Source organism: Pantoea brenneri, assembly GCF_038594305.1.
Lineage (GTDB): Bacteria > Pseudomonadota > Gammaproteobacteria > Enterobacterales > Enterobacteriaceae > Pantoea > Pantoea brenneri.
Map to the genome: position 1 here is coordinate 1,857,955 of NZ_JBCGBG010000001.1, position 19,623 is coordinate 1,877,577.

The following is a 19,623-nucleotide window of genomic DNA, read 5'->3' on the forward strand; positions in this document are numbered from 1 at the left end:
CGCAGTGTGCGAGATAGCTCACATTTCCTGACATAACTTATCTCGATGAGAAACAGCAGGACCGGCCTGAATGCGGAGTCATAAACAGGAAGGCCACCTTGCGGTGGCCTTCAACTTAGCTACGTTTTTTCTCAATGCGCCGCGGCGGCTCTTTCGCCAGCAGCGACACCAGCGCCGGACCCAGCAACATCACTACGCCAAGCGAGGCCAGCAGCAGGTTGTTGTGGAATATCCGCGACACCAGAAACAGTGTCATCATGGCCGCGCCAAAGTAGTAAGTGGTGGTCGCTTCTTCAAGATAATCACCGAGAGTACGTAAACGGGCAATGCGTTGCGTAACCAGCATGGCGATAAACACCAGCGCATACGTGGCCACCAGCGTGCTGCAGACATCGACCAGTGCTTTATGTTTCCAGCCCCAGATCAGCGCAGCAATCACCAGTAAATGCATCGCAATGTGCACATACGTCTGACCCGTGATGATTTGAATACGATTAGACCATTTCATTCAATTCTCCTGGCAGACCCAACAGGTCGCCCAAGTGCTACCGGCACAAGCCGGAAACGGTTTCCTCAATGTAAAACAATTTTCGGATAACGCCTTAATTATCGCCCTTCCTCACCACCCATTTGTGACAAAGACTACACTTTGATTCTATTGATGATGAAAAGGAGTGCGTCGCGAGTATGCCACAAAACCAGCAAGGATTTTCAATTAAAGTCCTGACGATCAATACACACAAGGGTTTCGCCCCTTTTAATCGCCGCTTCATCCTGCCGGAATTGCGTGACGCTGTACGCGCCACTTCGGCGGATGTGGTATTTCTGCAGGAGGTGATGGGCACCCACGCCATCCATCCTCTGCACCATGAAAACTGGCCTGACTCACCACACTATGAGTTTCTCGCCGACACCATGTGGAACGATTACGCCTACGGACGCAACGCGGTCTATCCGGAGGGCCACCACGGCAATGCCGTGCTGTCGCGCTTTCCGATCAGCGAATATGAAAACCGGGATATTTCGGTCGCGGGCAGTGAAAACCGCGGCATGCTGCATTGTCAGATCGCCCTGCCCGAGCCCCATGGCACCCTGCATGTGATCTGCGTGCATCTGGGACTGAAAGAGTCGCATCGCCATGCACAGATGAAAATGCTGTGCGATATGGTCTCTTCGCTGCCGGCCGATGCGCCGGTGGTGGTGGCCGGCGATTTCAACGACTGGCAGCGACGCGCCAACCAGATTTTAAAGCAGGGTGCAGGTCTGAAAGAGGTATTTAGCATGAAAACCGGACGCCCGGCGCGCACTTTCCCGGCGCGCTTTCCGATTCTGCGGCTCGACCGCATCTATGTCCGCAACGCCACGGTCAGTCATCCGTGGACGCTGCCGCGTAAACCCTGGTCGCATCTCTCCGATCATGCGCCGCTGGCCGTGGAGATTCACCTATGAATTTTCACTGGCAAGAAGGTAACAAGCTGCGCCTGCTGGAGAATGGTGAGGAGTTTTTCCCGCGGGTCTTCGGGGCGATTCAGCGCGCCGAACGCACCGTGCTGCTGGAAACGTTCATTCTGTTTGAAGATGAGGTCGGTAACGCGCTGCATCGCGAACTGCTGGCCGCAGCACAGCGCGGTGTGCGGGTAGAAGTGATGGTTGACGGCTACGGCTCGCCCGATCTCTCCGATAAGTTCGTCAACAGCCTGACCGGCGCCGGGGTGCGTTTTATCTATTACGATCCGCGCCCGCTGGTGATGGGAATGCGCACCAACGTTTTCCGCCGCCTGCATCGTAAAACCGTGGTGGTGGATGAGGTGGTCGCCTTCGTTGGCGGGATCAACTTCTCGGCTGAGCACAACAGTGACTATGGTCCGGAAGCCAAGCAGGATTACGCGGTGCAGGTCAAAGGTCCGGTGGTCGGTGATATTGCCCGCTATCTGCAACAGGCGATCGGCAGCGAACAGGCTACCCGCCGCTGGTGGGGATCGCGATCGCATCGCCCGGCGGTCAACGCCACGCCGGGCGACGCTCAGGTGCTCTATGTCTATCGCGATAACGACGACCACCGTGACGACATCGAAATGCACTATCTGGAGATGCTGCGCGAGGCCAAACGGGATGTGATTATCGCCAACGCCTACTTCTTCCCCGGCTACCGGTTGCTGCGTGAAATGCGCAATGCGGCCCAGCGCGGGGTGCGCGTCAGGCTGATTGTGCAGGGCGAACCCGATATGCCGATTGTTAAAGTCGGGGCTGAACTGCTCTACAACTATCTGGTCGATGCCGGGGTGGAGGTCTACGAATATTGCCGTCGTCCGCTGCACGGCAAGGTGGCGGTGAAGGACGATCACTGGGCGACCGTCGGCTCCAGTAATCTCGATCCGCTCAGCCTGTCGCTTAACCTCGAAGCTAACCTGATTATCCACGACCGCCAGTTTAACCAGACCTTACGCGACAACCTTGAAGCGTTGCTGGCCAGAGATTGCCAGCGGGTACAGGACGACCGCCTGCCGCCGCGTAACTGGTGGCAACTGAGTAAGAGCGTGGTGGTGTTCCACTTCCTGCGTCACTTCCCGGCCATCGCGGGCTGGTTACCTGCCCACACGCCGCTGCTGGCGCAGGTCGATCCGCCAGTTCAACCGGAAATGGAGACACAAGATCGCGTTGAAGCCGATAATGAAGGAGCGAAACCCTGATGGCGAAAAAGCATCCACGCTGGCAACTGGCGAAAAAAATCCTCACCGTGCTGTTCTTCATTGCGGTCATTGTGCTGCTGGTGGTCTATGCGCGGAAGGTGAACTGGGAAGATGTCTATGATGTGATCGTCAACTACAACCGGTTTGTGGTGCTGACCGCCGCCGCCCTGGTGGTGATCAGTTACCTGGTTTATGGCTGTTACGATTTGATTGGCCGCGCCTACTGCGGCCACAAGCTGGCGAAACGTCAGGTAATGCTGGTCTCATTTATCTGTTACGCCTTCAACCTGACGCTAAGTACCTGGGTCGGCGGCGTGGCGATGCGTTACCGGCTCTATTCACGCCTGGGCCTCGACAGCGGCACCATAACCCGCATCTTTTCGCTGAGTATTGCCACCAACTGGCTGGGTTACATCCTGCTGGCTGGCGTGGTATTCAGCGCCGGCATGGTGTCGATCCCCAGCGGCTGGTTTATTGGTGAAACCACCCTGCGGCTGATTGGCGTGCTGTTGCTGGTGCTGGTGGCGGTCTTCCTGTGGGCCTGCGCCTTCTCAAAACGTCGCCGCTGGACGGTGAAAGGTCAGACGCTACAGCTGCCTTCGCTGCGAATGGCGCTGTTTCAGTTTGCCGTTTCCTGCGCCAACTGGATGGTGATGGGCACGATAATCTGGCTGTTGCTGGGACGCGACGTCGGCTATCCGATGGTGCTGGGGGTGTTGCTGATCAGCAGTATCGCCGGGGTGATTATTCATATTCCGGCCGGGATTGGGGTACTGGAAGCGGTGTTCCTGGCGCTGCTCAGCGGACAGCATACGTCGCATGGCGCCATTATTGCCGCCCTGCTGGCCTATCGCGTGCTCTATTTTATTTTACCGCTGCTGCTGGCGCTGGTGCTCTATCTGGTACTGGAGAGTCGGGCCAAACATCTGCGGCATAAAAACGAGCAGAAGCTTCAGAAGTCCCAGTGAAATGAAACAGGGAAAGGCGCAACCTGAGCGCCTTTCCCTGCTTTCAGAGATAACCTTAACGACGGTTGCCGAAAATCCGCAGCAGCATCAGGAACAGGTTAATAAAGTCCAGATAGAGGGTTAATGCCCCCATAATCGAGTAACGACGCAGGTTCTCTGTGTCACGCGCGTCAATCTGCTCGCCAATATTCTTCAGCTTCTGGGTGTCATAAGCGGTTAAGCCGACAAACACCACCACGCCGATATAGGTAATGGCCCACATCAGCGCCGGACTTTTCAGCCAGAAATTCACCAGCGACGCCAGCACGATGCCGATCAGCGCCATAAACAGCAGGCTGCCAAAGCGGCTCAGGTCACGTTTGGTGGTGTAGCCATAAAAACTCATCGCACCAAACATACCGGCGGTGACGAAGAAGGTGCTGGCAATCGACGAATAGGTGTAGACCAGAAAAATACTCGCCATGGTGACGCCAGTCAGCGCCGAATAGAGCATAAACAACCCGGTGGCGACCGCGCCGCTCAGGCGATGTACCATGCCGGAGAGGAAGAAGACCAGCGCCAGCTGCGCGATAATCAGCCCAAAGAAGGTGATACGGTTAGCAAACACCAGCTCCATTACCGCTGGAGTCCGCGCGGCAAACCAGGAGACAAACGCTGTCAGTAACAGACCGCAGGTCATCCAGCCATACACCTGGGACATATAGGCTTGCAGCCCACGTGACGCAGGTTGAACAATTGAGTCATTTTGTGGATATCGGTCCATGATGCACCTCTTGTTGAACGGATTAGGACGAGCTCCGCGCACGGAGCCTGACTAAGTGTGGCACAGCCCGACTCAACTGCGCCACAACATCACCGCTAACGACGTGACAGACACTGCTGATAGCGGCTATCGACCCGCTGAGCGAACCAGGCGGTGGTCAGATTGCGGGTAATTTTCGGGCTTTCCAGCTTGATGCCCGGCAGCATTTCACGCGGCAGTCGGCGACCCGCCATTTTATCGGCCAGGGTGAATACCTGCCGCCACAGCGTGCTGTCGCTGAACTCCGCCTTCTCCCCTTTCTCAAGATCGCGGCGGATCTCGCTGTCGCTCATATCAATCTGCTTCGCCAGGGTGCGTACCGCCAGCTCGGTGCTGCCCGCCTTCTCGCTGCCGTAAAGAATCAGATCGCCATCCAGCGTCAGCTTCATGCCGGTCGCCCGCGCCACTGCGGCCTGGAATGCGGCATTGCGGCTGGCATACCAGCCGGCGTTGAAGTCGGCAAAACGGTAAAGCGGCTGGCTGTAATCAGCCGGATAGCCCAGCAGATGCAGGGTTCCGAAGTAGATCCCGCCGTGACGGGTAAAGACTTCGCGGCGGATTGAGCCATCAATCGGCCACGGATAGCCTTTGGCATGGGCTTCCGCAAAGGCGATGCTGACCTGCATCGGCCCGCCGGTATGGATCGGATTAAGATTGCCAAACAGCGTCTGTCCCATCGGCACCATATCGATTAAGTCATCAAAAATATCGCTCAGTTCCTTCTCGCTGCGCACCTTATCCAGACGGGCGGCGTAGCTTTCGCCGTTCGATGATTTAATCATCAGCGCGGTACGTACCACAAATGCCGGCACGTGTACCTTCGCTGCCCGGCGATTAATCTCGCCCCAGGCAATTTTGGGCAGGCCCGGCACGGCGGCTTCGGCGCTGAAATTGGTCTCCTGATCCGCTACCGCAATCACCGCACACAGGTTGCTGGTGCTCGGGTCGAGCTGCTGGGTGCGAAAAGAGGTGTAGATGTCGTCAGCCCAGTCCGCTTTATTGCTGACGTGGGCCGGCAACAGCCGCTGGATTTGCGCTTTGACATCGGCGGGCTGCCGGACCGGCGCCTCGGGCGTTTTCTTGCTGCTACAACCTGCCAGCACCAGCGCGGCGGCCAGCGTCAGACGTTGCAGACTTGGGGTAAATGACATACCTGTCCTCGGAATCAATCAAAGCTCTACTCTACCATTGCCGCCATTTTACAGGCAGGTCTGATTTTCTGAACTAAGGTTACCTTTTTTACCGTTAAAGGAATTTACGATGTTAAAACTCTGGCCGGTCGCGGCGCTCAGCCTGCTGTTAGCGGGATGCGGTGCCAATAACTCCCCTGCAAAAGTACAGTCGCCGGGTGCCCCTACCTCTTCGTCACTCAAACTGCTGGAAACCGGCGCTGAGGTGATGCAGTCCCGTCCTCCGATCGACGCCATCAATACCTATCTCGACGGCTTCCATTTTTATAACGGCGATCAGAACGGTCAGATGGAGGCGCACCACTATGTGACGGTGCTGAATGAGGATGTGATGCAGGCGGTGATTTATGACGGCAATACCCGCGATGCGCGCCTGATGGGCGTGGAGTACATTATCAGCGAGCGGCTGTATAAAACCCTGCCGCCGGAAGAGAAAAAGCTGTGGCACAGCCATCAGTACGAAGTGAAATCAGGCACGCTGATCGCGCCCGGCTTACCGGAAGCCGCCGATCACGCGCTGATGAAACGCATCGTTAATACCTACGGCAAGACCTGGCACACCTGGCATACCGATCGCGACAAGACCCTGCCAATCGGCATTCCGGCCCTGATGATGGGCTTTACCGCTGACGGGCAGATGGATTCACGCCTGCTGGCCGATCGCGACCGGCGCTTTGATGTCGACAGTAAGAAAATTCGTGCTCAGCGGGCGGATATTGTGGCGCATCCGGCCGAACCGGGGGCCAATGCCTGGCAACAGGGCGAGGTGATTCAGCTGCAGCGCACCCACGGCGGCGGTGAACACAGCCACGGCCAGACCCATTTCGGCCCGGCCGAGCAGTTAAAACAGCCTTAATCCCAGCGCTGCGCCGCCTGGCGATCGCTGTCGCGGGCATCGACCCAGCGATCGCCGTCGGCGGTCGCTTCGCGCTTCCAGAACGGCGCGCGGGTTTTCAGGTAATCCATAATGAACTCCGCGGCAGAAAATGCGCTGCCGCGGTGTGCGCTGGTGACGCCCACCAGCACAATTTCATCACCAGGAAACAGTTCGCCGGTGCGGTGGATCACCGTGACGCGCTGCAGCGGCCAGCGCTGGCGGGCGGCATCAACAATCTCCTGCAATGCTTTTTCGGTCATGCCAGGATAGTGTTCCAGCGTCAGTGCCGCGACGTGCGCGCCGAGGTTATGGTTACGCACTTTGCCGGTAAAAGTCACCACCGCGCCATCTTCGTCACAGGCGGCCAGCCAGCGATAAGCTTCAGCCATATCAAACGGCGCCGGGCCGACACGAATCTGCGTCTCCATCTTAGCCTCCGGTCACTGGCGGGAAAAAGGCCACTTCATCGCCGTCACGCAGCGGATGACTCATCGGCACCAGCGTCTGATTTACCGCCGCCAGCAGCTTGCCGGACTCGAGCGCTAACGCCCAGCGATCCCCCTGCCCGGCCAGCGCAGCACGCAGGGCAGCCACATCCGGATAGGCGGTAGCGATCTCCAGCGAGGCGCTGCCGACCAGCTCACGTACCTGGGCAAAAAACAGCACCTTAATCATCGGACACCGCCTGAAAATCACCGCTTTTGCCGCCGCTTTTGCTGATTAAGCGCAACTGGTCGATGACGATATCTTTCTGTACCGCTTTGCACATGTCGTAGATGGTCAGGGCCGCCACCGAGGCCGCCGTCAGCGCTTCCATCTCAACGCCGGTTTTGCCGGTCAGACGGCACAGCGAGGTGATGCGTACCCGATTGTGTTCCGGCTCGGCCAGCAGATTCACTTCCACTTTGCTCAGCATCAGCGGATGGCAGAGTGGGATCAGTTCCCAGGTCCGTTTAGCGGCCTGGATACCGGCAATGCGCGCCGTGGCGAACACATCGCCTTTGTGGTGACTGCCCTCGATGATCATCTGCAGCGTGTCAGGCTGCATCAGCACCAGCACCTCCGCCCGCGCTTCGCGTACGGTTTCCGCTTTGGCGGAGACATCCACCATATGCGCTTCGCCAGCAGCATTAATGTGTGTGAGTTGCGACATACTTACCGTTTCTTCAGATGTGAGACAAAGTTGCAGGGACGGGTGCGCGCATCCAGCTGATCGGCAATAATCCGCTCCCAGGCGCTGCGGCAGGCATTGGTGGAGCCCGGCACCGCAAAAATTAAGGTCTGGTTCGCCATCCCGGCGATGGCGCGCGACTGCAAGGTCGAGCCGCCAATCTCCTCATAGGAGATCATCCGGAACAGTTCGCCAAAGCCGGCGATCTCGCGATCAAACAGCGGCAGCAGGGCTTCCGGCGTGCTGTTTTTCAGGTTAAATCCGGTACCGCCGTTAATGATCACGACCTGCACATCGTCACTGGCGATCCAGCGCGATACGGTGGCGCGAATGCGATAGAGATTATCCGGCACGATGGCGTGATCAACCACCTCGTGCCCCGCCTCAAGGGCGGCACCGCGCAGATAGTCGCCGGAGCTATCCTCGCTGGCATCGCGGCGATCTGACACGGTCATCACCGCAATCTGTAACGCCTGAAATTCGCTGACTGGTTTGCCCATAACGCCTCCTGAAATTAACCGCCAATGTAAGAAAGATTTTGCGTGATACCGGTGTTGCCCTGATGCAGAAAATGGGTCTGCTTTTTCTGCCCGAGGCTACTGGCAATGCGCGCCTGCAGTTCCGCTTGCTGATCGTCAGAGGCCAGCAGATCCCGCAGCGGTACGCCACCGTCGCCAAACAGGCAGAGGTGCAGATTGCCCTGCGCCGAGACGCGCAGACGGTTGCAGCTGGCACAAAAATCTTTGGCATAGGGCATTATCAGGCCGATCTCACCGACATAATCGGGATGGTAAAACACCAGGGCCGGACCGTCGCTGCGGCCGCTCTCCCGCCGCTGCCAGCCCTGCGCAATCAGCTGGTCACGGATCACCGTGCCGGAGACGTGCTGCTGACGAAACAGCGTTCCGCCGTCACCGGTTTCCATCAGTTCGATGAAGCGCAGCTGAATCGGTCGGGTACGGATCCAGTCGAGGAAGGTCGCCAGATTACGGCTATTGAGATCGCGCATCAGCACGCTGTTGACTTTTACCTGCTGAAATCCGGCGTCAAAGGCAGCGTCGATGCCCGCCATCACCTGATGGAATTTATCCTGACCGGTAATGGCGTGGAACTGACGGGCATCGAGGCTATCAACGCTGACGTTGAGCGCGGTTAATCCCGCCTCGCGCCACTGCTTCACGTCGCGAGCCAGCCGGTAACCGTTGGTGGTGACGGCGATATGGCGCACCGAGGGGTTCTCACGCACCGCCGCGATGATGTCGGTAAAATCGCGGCGCAGCGATGGCTCACCGCCGGTCAGCCGCACTTTTTCCGTGCCCGCTGCGGCGAAAGCCCGCGTGACACGACGGATTTCATCCAGAGAGAGAAAGCTTTTGTTGCGAATGCCGTGCGGCTTGTAGCCATCGGGCAGACAGTAGGTACAGCGGAAGTTACACACATCCGTGACCGACAGGCGCAGGTAATAGAACTTACGCGCGTATGCATCAGTAAATTGTGACACCAGAACACCTTTCCAGATTGGGAGATGCAGTCATTTCTTTCTGCACCCTGGTAGCTCAATGGCTACGGCCTGACTCCCCTATCCGCAGACGTAGGCAATCAGGCTAGAGTGTACGCTGACCCGTTGATCAGCGCGGTTAATCAAGATGGTAGCGCGATTTCCGCGACTCTTCCATTCGCTGTTTTCGCTATATATTCTGATACATATCGAATTTTCACCGCATTTTAGCGACAGGATACGTTAAAATGCGCTTCAGATTTTGACGCAAGTCATCCGCGCGGGTTTAGCGTTTAGAGCGACGTCACGCGAGACGATGTTAAGGAGAAGTATGAATCGCACACTGGCCGATCTCGATCGCGTGGTGGCCCTGGGTGGCGGACATGGCTTAGGCCGCGTGATGTCTGCCCTGTCGCCGCTCGGCTCACGCCTTACCGGCATTGTAACCACCACCGATAACGGCGGTTCAACCGGCCGCATTCGCCGCTCAGAAGGCGGCATCGCCTGGGGCGATATGCGCAACTGCCTCAACCAGCTGATCGCCGAACCGAGCGTGGCCTCAGCGATGTTTGAGTATCGCTTTGCCGGTAACGGGGAGCTGGCCGGACACAACCTCGGCAACCTGATGCTGAAAGCGCTCGATCACCTGAGCGTGCGTCCGCTGGAAGCGATCAACATCATTCGTAACCTGCTGAAGGTCGATGCCTTTTTGATTCCGATGTCGGAGCAACCGGTGGATCTGGTGGCGCTCGATGTGGAAGGCAATATGGTCTACGGTGAAACTGCAATTGATGAGATGAAGCAGCCGCCGCAGGAGATGATGTTGCATCCCAACGTCCAGCCGACGCGGGAAGCGCTGGATGCGATTGGCGAAGCGGATTTAATCCTGATCGGGCCAGGCAGTTTTTACACCAGCCTGATGCCGATTCTGCTGATGGAGGAGATGGCGCAGGCGCTGCGTCGGACGCCCGCCACCATGGTCTTTATCGGCAATCTGGGTCGCGAACTCAGCCCGGCAGCAGCCAGCCTGACGGTCGCCGATAAACTGGCAATGATGGAGCGCTACATTGGCAAACGGGTGATTGACGCAATTGTGGTCAGTCCCTCCGCCGACATCAGCCAGGTCGATAACCGGCTGATTGTGCGTGAGCCGCTGGAGGCCGCCGATATCAAATATCGTCACGACCGCCAGCTGCTGCGGGTCGCGCTGGAACACGCCATTCAGGGCTTTAGCTGAGTTACGAGGTGGCAATAAACAGCGTGCGCAGCTCATGCAGCTGATCGCGCACGCTGGCCGCCTGTTCGAACTCCAGGTTCTGCGCATGCTGCTGCATCTGCCCTTCCAGCTCGTGGATCTTTTTCTGCAGGGCCTGCGGCGACAGCGCCAGGTAATCCGCTTCAGCTTCGGCCGCGCCGCGACGTGCCGGTTTGGCTTTGCCACGGGTTTTCACCACGTTGTTGCCCAGTTCCAGAATATCGGTAATTTTCTTATTCAGGCCCTGCGGCACAATGCCGTTCTCTTCATTGTACTGCTGCTGCTTCTCGCGGCGGCGTTCAGTCTCTTCAATCGCCCGCGCCATCGACGGGGTAATTTTATCGCCGTAGAGAATTGCCTTGCCGTTAATGTTACGCGCCGCACGACCGATGGTCTGAATCAGTGAGCGTTCGGAACGCAGGAAGCCCTCTTTATCCGCGTCCAGAATGGCCACCAGCGATACTTCCGGCATATCCAGCCCCTCACGCAGTAAGTTAATGCCCACCAGCACATCAAACTCACCCAGACGTAAATCGCGGATAATTTCCATGCGTTCAACGGTATCAATATCGGAGTGCAGGTAACGCACCTTCTCACCGTGCTCTTCCAGATATTCGGTCAGATCTTCCGCCATACGCTTGGTCAGCACCGTCACCAGCACACGTTCGTTGATCGCCACCCGCTGACGGATTTCCGACAGCAGATCGTCGACCTGGGTCGCCACCGGACGCACTTCGAGGATCGGGTCGAGCAGACCGGTAGGACGCACCACCTGGTCGATCACTTCGCTGCCCGATTTTTCCAGCTCATATTTACCCGGCGTGGCTGACACGTAGATAGTCTGGGGCGCCAGCGCCTCAAACTCTTCAAACTTCATCGGACGGTTATCCAGTGCCGACGGCAAACGGAAACCGTACTCTACCAGCGTCTCTTTACGCGCCCGGTCGCCTTTATACATCCCGCCAATCTGCGGGATGGTGACGTGCGATTCGTCGACCACCAGCAAGCCATCGGCTGGCAGATAGTCAAACAGCGTCGGTGGCGCTTCACCCGGTCCGCGCCCGGAAAGATAGCGCGAATAGTTTTCGATGCCGGAGCAGTAGCCCAGCTCGCCCATCATCTCCAGATCGAACTGAGTACGCTGGGTAATACGCTGCTCTTCCAGCAGCTTATTATTTTCCAGCAGCACCCTGCGGCGATCCGCCAGTTCCACCTTGATATCTTCCATCGCCTGCAGAATGCGCTCACGCGGCGTCACGTAGTGCGTTTTCGGGTAGATGGTAAAGCGCGGCACTACCGAGTCGATCTGGCCGGTAAGCGGGTCAAACAGCGACAGGCGCTCTACCTCTTCGTCGAACAGCTCAACGCGCAGGGCGATATCGTCCGATTCGGCCGGGAAGATGTCGATCACTTCGCCGCGCACCCGGAACGTACCGCGCTGGAACGCCTGATCGTTGCGGGTGTACTGCAGCTCTGACAGACGGCGCAGAATGCTGCGCTGGTCGATAATCATGCCGCGGGTCAGGTGCAGCATCATTTTCAGGTAGAGATCGGGATCGCCCAGACCGTAGATCGCCGAGACCGAGGCGACCACAATCACGTCACGCCGCTCCAGCAGCGCTTTGGTCGCCGACAAACGCATCTGCTCAATGTGTTCGTTAACCGAGGCGTCCTTTTCGATAAAGGTGTCGGAACTCGGCACATAGGCTTCCGGCTGGTAGTAGTCGTAGTAAGAGACGAAAAACTCAACCGCGTTATCCGGGAAGAACTCCTTCATTTCACCGTACAACTGCGCCGCCAGCGTTTTGTTGGGCGCCAGTACCATGGTTGGACGGTTGAGATCGGCAATCACGTTGGCGACGGTGAAGGTTTTCCCCGAGCCGGTTACGCCTAATAAGGTCTGGTGGGCCAGTCCATCTTCCAGCCCCTCCTCCAGACGACGAATCGCCTCTGGCTGATCGCCAGAAGGTTTGAAAGCGGAATTCAATTTAAAGGCTTTACTCATGAATGCAGTTCCTGCTGAAGAAGTCGGCGGGCAGGCCACTATTTTACTCTGCTATGGTGATTTTGCCAGAAAATAATACTGGATATAAAAACAGTATTGAGGCAGAGTAATCGCCACTGTCGGGATACTTTTTCGCCGTCGATTGCCGCTTGCTTTATCGCGCAGGTTGTTGCGCAAGGTTATCCCCAGGCGGAGATCGGATTTAACATTTGTCAATAGACCGTCACAAAATTACAGTTCGATGAACTGACAGATAATTCGCAGGCTTGTTTTTTATTAACCAATTGATTTTACTGGCTTATGCCCAAAAGCCCAGATTCTCGACATTATGTAACCAGGCCGCGTATTTCCTCGCTTCCAACCTGTTTTCATTACCTAATGCACAAGGTTATCCACAGGAATGGTGGATAAGTGATGGCAGCCCCGCCGCCATCGGCTGTGTATAATTTTTCCCTGCCGCTCGGTTTCGCTAAAAATAATTTTTTTTCCGCTAATTTTAGCTGCCGTGGCTGACCCATTGTTCTGCTTTTTTTACCGGTTGCCTTCTTTAACCCGCGTCTTTGCCGCATCTGTTGCCCATTCCTAATCAGAATCGCTGCCTCATCATTGTACGTCTGCACCAGAAACGCCGCCCGCTGGCACTGCAAAAGTGCAGTAATGTTATCACCGGCAGAAATTGATAAGCATTGCTCATCTTTTAGCGCCACAGACCCGCGCTGCTGGCTGAAAAATGGTTGCTGCGGAATCTGGCCTGGGAATTGCAAGAATCCGTGGCGTCAACGCGCAACGCGCGCACTGTACTGCAATGGGGAGCGTGCCATTGCTGATAACTTGTTTGCCAGACGACACAGAGCGGAAGCATTCAGGCTAATGATCGGGAAGGAGAGTGTCAGATGCTGAGTTTACGTTCGGTAAATCAATTTTACGGTCAAAATCATATTCTGTGGGATGTCGATCTCGATCTGTCGCCTGGCACCTGCACCGGCGTTCTCGGCCGGCCCGGGATGGGGAAAACCACCCTGGTGAACTGCATCATGGGCAGGCTGCCGATTAACAGCGGATCGATCTCCTGGAAAGAGGATGGCTCACCGCCCGCCGACCTGCTGCTACAGCCGGCGGAGCAGCGGGCGCAGATGGGTATTGGCTACGTGCCGCAGGGCCGCCATATTTTTACCCAGATGAGCGTGGAAGATAATTTGCTGATCGCCCTGCTGGCCGGAGCAAATCAGGCTGACCGCCACCGCGCCATCCCCGAAATGGTGTTTGACCTGTTCCCGGCGCTCTATTCGTTACGGCAGCAGCGCAGCGGCGATCTGCCCATCGATCAGCAACAGCAGCTGGCCCTGGCGCGGGCGCTGGTGTTACAGCCTAAGCTGCTGATTCTGGATGAGCCAACCGACGGTATGTCACCGTGGCTGGAGGAGGAGATGGGCAATCTGATTCGCCGCCTGAATCTCGACTACGGCCTGACCATCCTGCTGCTGGAGCAGCGACTGTCGCTGATACGCCGCGTGGCCGACTATTTTCTGCTGTTGCATCGCGGGCGTAACGTGGCGCAGGGCAAAATGGCGCAGCTGGATGACCACACCGTCAACAAATGGCTGACGGTGGCCTGAGGTTTGTTAGTCCGGTAAGGTCAGATACTGGCCGCAGCTGTCCTGCTGCGCCGCTTCGGTCAGATACGGAATGGTGCCGAGACAGGGCGCGGGCAGTCGCTGCTGCAGGCTGGTGAGATATTCCTGATAACGGTTACCGGGCGGCACCACGGTGTTGGCGATCCAGCCAGCCAGTCGCAGCCCACGCGCCCGTACCGCATCCGCGGTCAGCATGGCGTGATTGATGCAGCCCAGCTTGACGCCAACCACTAAAATGACCGGCAGCTGTTCACTGCTGACCCAGTCGGCGTAGGTGTGCGTGGCGGATAACGGGGTGTACCAGCCGCCCGCCCCTTCGACCAGAATCCAGTCAGCCAGCGGCTCCAGCGCCGCCAGTCCCGATGACATGGTCAGCGAAGTGATCGGCCTGCCCTCTTCGGCACTGACGATGTGCGGCGACGTGGGTTCGAGGAACGCCAGCGGATTGACCTGCTGATAGTCTAACGGCACGCTGCTGTAACGCTGCAGCGCCAGCGCGTCACTGTTGCGCAGCCCCTGCGCTGTCATCTCACAGCCGGAGGCGACAGGCTTGTAGCCGGCGCAGCGATAACCCGCGGCCCGGGCCGCCTGTAACAGCGCGCCACTGGCGACCGTTTTACCGACTTCGGTGTCGGTGCCGGTGATAAACCAGCGCTTCATGATGAACTTACTCCATAGATTAAATGATAACTGAGGCGGAAACCGTGCCGATCGCGCGGCCAGTGCGCTTCCAGCTGTGCCAGCCGTTGCCGGGTCAGCAGCGGACCGTCACGCCCCTGATGCAGATGGGTGGCGCCAATCCCTTTCAGGGAACGCATAGCGCTGAGCGCATCGGGAAAATGCAGGGTAATCAGCGCTGACTCACAGCTCAGCCGGTGGGCTGCGCAGGCTGACGCGATCTGCTGTTCGCTGAGAAACCGGTTGGCGTGAGGATGTTCGTCAAGATACGACCAGGCCTGATGCACTTCCTGCAATGAACCGGCGCTCAGGGTCGAGAACAGCAGCGTGCCGTCGGGACGCAGCACCCGTCTGAACTGGCTCAGCGCCTGCGACAGATCGTCGCTCCACTGCACCGCCAGGTTGCTCCATACCAGATCAAAACCGGCATCCGCCAGCGGCAGAGCATCGATATCCCCGGCCAGGTAGTGCTGCGCCGCATCATTGGCGCGCGCCTGTTGCAGCATCTGCGGTGAAAGATCCAGTGCCGTCACCTGCTTACCACGCGCCCGCCATTGCTTGCTGTACCAGCCGGTGCCGCAACCGGCATCGAGCAACTGCGGACCACTGTGCGCGGGGGCGCGAGCCAGCAGCGCGTCACCGCTCAGCCGCTGCAGGGCAGCATGTGCATCATAATGCCCGGCCGCCCGGCCAAAGGCCCGCGCCACGGCGCGCTTATCAACCTGCAGCGTCATGCAGCGCCTCCAGCAGAATGTCGATGTCGTCCGGCTGATGCGCCGCCGTCAGGGTAATACGCAGCCGGGCGGTGCCTGGCGGGACGGTTGGCGGCCGGATCGCACTGACCCAGCAGCCAGCGTCCGCCAGCCGGGCTGAGAGCGCCATCGCTTCCGCATTGCCGCCAACAATTAATGGCTGAATCGCGCTGGCGGAATCCATCAGTTGCCAGGGCAGCGTGGCCGCGCCGCGCCGGAAGCGCTGAATATTTTGCTGCAACCGCTGACGCAACTCATCGCCCTGCCGGACCTGGCCGAGGGACGCCTGCAGCGCCGACGCCTGGGCGGCGGGCATGGCGGTCGAGTAGATCAGATGACGGCTGAACTGCAGGAAATAGTCGGCGGTTTGTGCGTCGCACAGCAGCGCGGCTCCGCTGACGCCAAAGGCTTTGCCAAAGGTGACCACCAGCAACTCAGGCTTGATTCCCTGCTGCCAGCAACTGCCGCGCCCCTGCTCGCCCACCACGCCGATACCATGCGCATCGTCTACCAGCAGCCAGGCCCCGGCCTGCCGGGTCTGGGTCGCTATCGCCGCCAGCGGCGCACTGTCGCCATCCATGCTGAAAATGCCTTCGGTTACCACCAGCGTTTCACCGCTGCAGGGCGAGGACAGCCGCGCCGCCAGACTCGCCGGACTGTTGTGCGTGAAACGGCGCAGCTGCGCCGGACTGTGGCTGGCGGCATCCAGCAGCGAAGCGTGGGTTAACTTATCCGCCAGGATGCGATCGTCAGCCTCTGCCAGCAGATGGATCACCGCCTGGTTCGCCGCAAAACCAGAGATAAACAGCAGCGCCCGGTCATAGCCGAGCCAGTCAGCCAGCTGCGCTTCCAGCTCCGCATGCTGCCGGTGATAACCGGTGACGTGACCGGATGCACCGGCCCCGGCTCCCGCCTGCTCTGCGCCGCGCTGCCAGCCGGCAATCACCGCCGGATGCTGCGTTAAACCGAGGTAGTCGTTGCTGGAAAAATGGTGATAGGTCCGTCCGCCACTCTGCAACGTGCGGGTGGTCTGGTGATCGATCACCGGTCGCTGCCGCCAGCCATCGGCCGCCCGCCGCTGCACGAGCGCCTGCTGCAGTCGTTGCTGCCAGCTCATTACAGCGCCGCGTTATAGAACTGTTCAGTGTCAGCGTGCATCAGCTGCTCACTGAGCTGCTGCTGCTGTTGCTGATCGCCGTGGTCGGTATGGCTGTGCTGCGGATTCAGGCCCAGCTTACGGAACAGCACCCGATCTTTATCCTCTTCCGGGTTCGGCGTAGTCAGCAGTTTGCAGCCGTAGAAAATCGAGTTAGCACCGGCCATAAAGCACATCGCCTGGGTCTGCTCGCTCATCTGCTCACGGCCCGCCGACAGCCGGACGTGCGAGGTCGGCATCATGATGCGCGCCACCGCGATGGTGCGGATAAAATCGAACGGCTCCACGTCATCGTTATCCGCCAGCGGCGTCCCTTTGACCTTCACCAGCATGTTGATCGGCACGCTTTCCGGCGGCGTCGGCAGATTGGCTAACTGCACCAGCAGGCCGGCGCGATCGTTGACCGTTTCCCCCAGTCCGACAATGCCGCCAGAGCAGACTTTAATGCCGGCGTCACGCACTTTGCCCAGCGTATCAAGCCGTTCCTGATAGCTGCGGGTGGTGATGATACTGCCGTAAAATTCCGGCGAGGTATCGAGGTTGTGGTTATAAAAATCGAGGCCCGCGCCAGCCAGTCGCTGCGCCTGCTGGTCGCTGAGCGTACCCAGCGTCATACAGGTTTCCATCCCCATCGCCTTGACCCCTTCAACCATTTTTTCCAGGTAAGGCATGTCGCGGTCATGCGGGTTTTTCCAGGCGGCGCCCATGCAGAAACGACTCGATCCGGCCGCTTTGGCCTGCCGGGCCGAGGCCAGTACCTCTTCGACCTCCATCAGACGTTCCGATTCCAGACCGGTTTTGTAGCGCGCACTCTGCGGGCAGTATTTGCAGTCTTCCGGGCAGGCACCGGTTTTGATCGACAACAGGGTGCTGACCTGTACCTGGCGCGGATCGAAGTGCTGACGGTGCACCCGCTGCGCTTCAAACATCAGTTCAAGAAAAGGTTGATCAAACAGGGCCTGTGCCTGTGCGACTGTCCAGCGTTGTGCCATTGCGTGCTCCAAAAAAAGGGTGTCATCCCGACGATTAACGTGGTTATACTTGTAAACTATATTTTTTTATTTTGGTTTACAACTCCGGTTTGCGATGCCCATGTTCACGCCTGAAGACGCCCGCTTTGATCGCCAGCACATCTGGCATCCCTACACCTCAATGCAGGACCCCCTGCCCTGTTACCCGGTGGTTGCCGCACACGGTTTCCAGCTGCAACTGGCCGATGGCCGTGAGCTGGTCGACGGCATGTCCTCGTGGTGGGCGGCGATCCACGGCTATAACCATCCGCGACTGAACCGGGCGTTGACCCAGCAGATGACCCAGATGTCCCATGTGATGTTTGGCGGCATAACCCATCCCGCTGCCGTGGCGCTCTGCCGTCAGCTACTGACCATGACGCCCGCGGCGCTGGAGTGCGTATTCCTCGCCGATTCCGGCTCGGTCGCAGTGGAAGTGTCGATGAAGATGGCGCTGCAATACTGGCTGGGGCGCGGAGAGGTCCGTCAGCAATTCCTGACGCTGAAACGCGGCTATCACGGCGATACGTTTGCGGCGATGTCGGTGTGCGATCCGGATAATTCGATGCACAGCCTGTGGCGCGGTTACCTGCCTGAACATCACTTTGCCGAGGCTCCGGCCTGTGGTTTTGACGACCGATGGGATGAGCGCGACTTCGACGATTTTGCCCGCCTGCTGGAGCAACATCATCAGCAGCTGGCCGCGGTGATTCTGGAGCCAATAGTTCAGGGCGCAGGCGGGATGCGTTTCTACCATCCGCGCTATCTGCAGCGGGTGCGTGAAGCGTGCGATCGCTACGGCCTGTTACTGATTGCCGATGAGATCGCCAGCGGCTTTGGCCGCACCGGCAAACTGTTTGCCTGTGAACATGCCGCTATCACGCCCGATATTATGTGCGTTGGCAAAGCGCTGACCGGCGGGACCCTGACGCTGGCGGCCACCCTGACCACCCGTGAGGTGGCGGACACCATCAGCCGCAGTCCGGCCGGCTGTTTTATGCACGGCCCGACCTTTATGGGCAATCCGCTGGCCTGCGCGGTGGCGGTCGAAAGCCTGACGATGCTGGCTGAAGGCGAGTGGCAAGGTCAGGTGGCCGCTATCGAACAGCAGTTGCGGGAGGAGCTGTTGCCGCTGCGCAGTGCGCCGCAGGTAGCGGATGTGCGGGTGCTGGGCGCGATTGGCGTGGTCGAGACCCATCAGGCGGTCAACATGGCGGCGCTGCAGCAGTTCTTCGTCGAGCAGGGCGTGTGGATCCGCCCGTTTGGCCGGCTGATCTATCTGATGCCGCCCTACATCATCACGCCGCAGGCGCTAAGCAAACTGGTGCAGGCGATTGGGGCAGCGCTTGAGCATTCTTCACATTTTGCCGACTGAAGCGGGCTAAGCGCTGGAACTGCCTGCGCGTTTGGTTATGATGACAGGCTATTCATCGACACGTGAGGAGAGGCAATGCGCGTTTATAGTCAGGATTTTAACGACGGCGATAAGATGCCTGAGAAGCATGTTTTCAACGGCATGGGCTATCAGGGCGAGAACATCTCTCCCCATCTGGCCTGGGAAGCGGCCCCGGAAGGCACCAAAAGTTTTGTGGTGACCTGCTACGATCCCGACGCGCCAACCGGCTCCGGCTGGTGGCACTGGCTGGTTGCCAATATTCCGGCCAGCACTACCTCTCTGCCGCAGGGCGCGGGTTCCGGCAAAGCCGAACTGCCATCAGGAGCGCTACAGACCCGCACTGATTTTGGTCAGGCTGGCTATGGCGGCGCGGCACCGCCGCAGGGCGAAACCCATCGCTACATTTTCACCGTGCATGCGCTGGATGTGGAAAAGATTGAGGTGGATGAGGGCGCGAGTGGCGCAATGGTTGGCTTTAACGTCCATTTTCACGCGCTGGCGAGCGCGTCACTGACCGTGAACTATCAGTAATCCTGCCATG

At 58.5% G+C, this 19,623-nt stretch carries 22 protein-coding genes and 1 riboswitch; of the genes, 8 read left to right on the forward strand and 14 right to left on the reverse strand.

The window, feature by feature from the left end:
* Positions 1-115 precede the first annotated feature (115 nt).
* Positions 116-508 carry a YbhQ family protein gene (locus AABB92_RS08645; RefSeq protein WP_342550270.1) on the reverse strand — a complete coding sequence of 131 codons (393 nt, stop codon included), beginning with the start codon at positions 506-508 and terminating at the stop codon, positions 116-118.
* A gap of 179 nt (positions 509-687) precedes the next feature.
* Here AABB92_RS08645 and AABB92_RS08650 point away from each other — a divergent pair, with 179 nt between their 5' ends.
* From AABB92_RS08650 to AABB92_RS08660, 3 genes are read left to right on the forward strand one after another with little or no spacing between them, the layout of a single operon-like run.
* Entirely contained in the window at positions 688-1,449 is a 762-nt protein-coding gene (locus tag AABB92_RS08650; protein ID WP_031377420.1) for an endonuclease/exonuclease/phosphatase family protein, read from the forward strand.
* Positions 1,446-2,690 (forward strand): cardiolipin synthase ClsB, encoded by a 1,245-nt coding sequence (clsB, locus tag AABB92_RS08655; RefSeq protein WP_031377421.1) that lies wholly within the window; start codon positions 1,446-1,448, stop codon positions 2,688-2,690. Before AABB92_RS08650 ends, clsB begins: the two co-directional genes overlap by 4 nt.
* A complete protein-coding gene (locus AABB92_RS08660; protein WP_031377422.1) occupies positions 2,690-3,658 on the forward strand; it encodes a lysylphosphatidylglycerol synthase domain-containing protein in 969 nt (322 codons plus the stop codon). The genes clsB and AABB92_RS08660 overlap by 1 nt, the downstream gene beginning before the upstream one ends.
* Positions 3,659-3,713: 55 nt before the next feature.
* Here the strand turns inward: AABB92_RS08660 and AABB92_RS08665 are convergent, their stop codons facing one another.
* Together AABB92_RS08665 and AABB92_RS08670 are read right to left on the reverse strand one after the other, a co-directional pair.
* Positions 3,714-4,421: a Bax inhibitor-1/YccA family protein gene (locus AABB92_RS08665; RefSeq protein ID WP_046288442.1), complete on the reverse strand. Its 708-nt coding sequence runs from the start codon at positions 4,419-4,421 to the stop codon at positions 3,714-3,716.
* A gap of 95 nt (positions 4,422-4,516) precedes the next feature.
* The gene (locus AABB92_RS08670; RefSeq protein WP_046288443.1) at positions 4,517-5,611 is read right to left on the reverse strand and encodes a DUF1615 domain-containing protein; all 1,095 of its coding nucleotides are present in this window, start codon (positions 5,609-5,611) and stop codon (positions 4,517-4,519) included.
* Between the two features lie 109 nt (positions 5,612-5,720).
* Between AABB92_RS08670 and AABB92_RS08675 the strand changes: the two genes are divergently transcribed.
* A complete protein-coding gene (locus tag AABB92_RS08675) occupies positions 5,721-6,506 on the forward strand; it encodes an OBAP family protein (RefSeq protein ID WP_031377424.1) in 786 nt (261 codons plus the stop codon).
* Here AABB92_RS08675 and moaE read toward each other — a convergent pair.
* The 5 genes from moaE to moaA form a co-directional block, all read right to left on the reverse strand.
* A complete protein-coding gene (moaE, locus tag AABB92_RS08680; protein ID WP_031377425.1) occupies positions 6,503-6,955 on the reverse strand; it encodes a molybdopterin synthase catalytic subunit MoaE in 453 nt (150 codons plus the stop codon). The two genes, AABB92_RS08675 and moaE, sit on opposite strands and share 4 nt — an antisense overlap.
* A 1-nt stretch (position 6,956) precedes the next feature.
* Entirely contained in the window at positions 6,957-7,202 is a 246-nt protein-coding gene (moaD, locus tag AABB92_RS08685; protein ID WP_031377426.1) for a molybdopterin synthase sulfur carrier subunit, read from the reverse strand.
* Positions 7,195-7,680: a cyclic pyranopterin monophosphate synthase MoaC gene (moaC, locus tag AABB92_RS08690; RefSeq protein WP_031377427.1), complete on the reverse strand. Its 486-nt coding sequence runs from the start codon at positions 7,678-7,680 to the stop codon at positions 7,195-7,197. The genes moaD and moaC overlap by 8 nt, the downstream gene beginning before the upstream one ends.
* Positions 7,681-7,682: 2 nt before the next feature.
* On the reverse strand, positions 7,683-8,198 hold the full coding sequence (gene moaB / locus AABB92_RS08695; RefSeq protein ID WP_031377428.1) for a molybdenum cofactor biosynthesis protein B: 516 nt from the start codon (positions 8,196-8,198) through the stop codon (positions 7,683-7,685).
* A 14-nt stretch (positions 8,199-8,212) separates the two neighbouring features.
* On the reverse strand, positions 8,213-9,199 hold the full coding sequence (gene moaA, locus AABB92_RS08700) for a GTP 3',8-cyclase MoaA (RefSeq protein WP_031377429.1): 987 nt from the start codon (positions 9,197-9,199) through the stop codon (positions 8,213-8,215).
* Positions 9,189-9,322, reverse strand: a riboswitch (molybdenum cofactor riboswitch). It overlaps the preceding gene by 11 nt.
* Before the next feature lie 205 nt (positions 9,323-9,527).
* Between moaA and AABB92_RS08705 the strand changes: the two genes are divergently transcribed.
* On the forward strand, positions 9,528-10,433 hold the full coding sequence (locus tag AABB92_RS08705; RefSeq protein ID WP_031377430.1) for a gluconeogenesis factor YvcK family protein: 906 nt from the start codon (positions 9,528-9,530) through the stop codon (positions 10,431-10,433).
* 1 nt (position 10,434) lies between these two features.
* Here AABB92_RS08705 and uvrB read toward each other — a convergent pair whose 3' ends face one another.
* Together uvrB and AABB92_RS08715 are read right to left on the reverse strand one after the other, a co-directional pair.
* A complete protein-coding gene (gene uvrB, locus AABB92_RS08710; RefSeq protein WP_031377431.1) occupies positions 10,435-12,456 on the reverse strand; it encodes an excinuclease ABC subunit UvrB in 2,022 nt (673 codons plus the stop codon).
* A gap of 371 nt (positions 12,457-12,827) precedes the next feature.
* On the reverse strand, positions 12,828-13,163 hold the full coding sequence (locus AABB92_RS08715; RefSeq protein WP_031377432.1) for a hypothetical protein: 336 nt from the start codon (positions 13,161-13,163) through the stop codon (positions 12,828-12,830).
* 186 nt (positions 13,164-13,349) lie between these two features.
* Between AABB92_RS08715 and AABB92_RS08720 the strand changes: the two genes are divergently transcribed.
* Positions 13,350-14,072 (forward strand): ABC transporter ATP-binding protein, encoded by a 723-nt coding sequence (locus tag AABB92_RS08720; RefSeq protein ID WP_031377433.1) that lies wholly within the window; start codon positions 13,350-13,352, stop codon positions 14,070-14,072.
* 6 nt (positions 14,073-14,078) lie between these two features.
* On the opposite strand, the gene bioD is transcribed toward AABB92_RS08720, so the two are convergent.
* The 4 genes from bioD to bioB are packed head-to-tail and all read right to left on the reverse strand — an operon-like array spanning position 14,079 to position 17,668.
* A complete protein-coding gene (gene bioD / locus AABB92_RS08725) occupies positions 14,079-14,750 on the reverse strand; it encodes a dethiobiotin synthase (protein ID WP_046288444.1) in 672 nt (223 codons plus the stop codon).
* The gene (gene bioC, locus AABB92_RS08730; RefSeq protein ID WP_046288445.1) at positions 14,747-15,502 is read right to left on the reverse strand and encodes a malonyl-ACP O-methyltransferase BioC; all 756 of its coding nucleotides are present in this window, start codon (positions 15,500-15,502) and stop codon (positions 14,747-14,749) included. The genes bioD and bioC overlap by 4 nt, the downstream gene beginning before the upstream one ends.
* Positions 15,486-16,637 (reverse strand): 8-amino-7-oxononanoate synthase, encoded by a 1,152-nt coding sequence (bioF, locus tag AABB92_RS08735; RefSeq protein ID WP_046288446.1) that lies wholly within the window; start codon positions 16,635-16,637, stop codon positions 15,486-15,488. The genes bioC and bioF overlap by 17 nt, the downstream gene beginning before the upstream one ends.
* Complete coding sequence (bioB, locus tag AABB92_RS08740) at positions 16,637-17,668, reverse strand: biotin synthase BioB (protein WP_031376862.1); 1,032 nt, start codon at positions 17,666-17,668, stop codon at positions 16,637-16,639. Before bioB ends, bioF begins: the two co-directional genes overlap by 1 nt.
* Positions 17,669-17,768: 100 nt before the next feature.
* On the opposite strand from bioB, the gene bioA reads away from it, so the two are divergent.
* Together bioA and AABB92_RS08750 are read left to right on the forward strand one after the other, a co-directional pair.
* Positions 17,769-19,061, forward strand: coding sequence for an adenosylmethionine--8-amino-7-oxononanoate transaminase (gene bioA, locus AABB92_RS08745; protein ID WP_031376861.1), 1,293 nt, complete (start codon positions 17,769-17,771; stop codon positions 19,059-19,061).
* Between the two features lie 75 nt (positions 19,062-19,136).
* Complete coding sequence (locus tag AABB92_RS08750) at positions 19,137-19,613, forward strand: kinase inhibitor (protein WP_031376860.1); 477 nt, start codon at positions 19,137-19,139, stop codon at positions 19,611-19,613.
* The last annotated feature ends 10 nt before the right edge of the window (positions 19,614-19,623 follow it).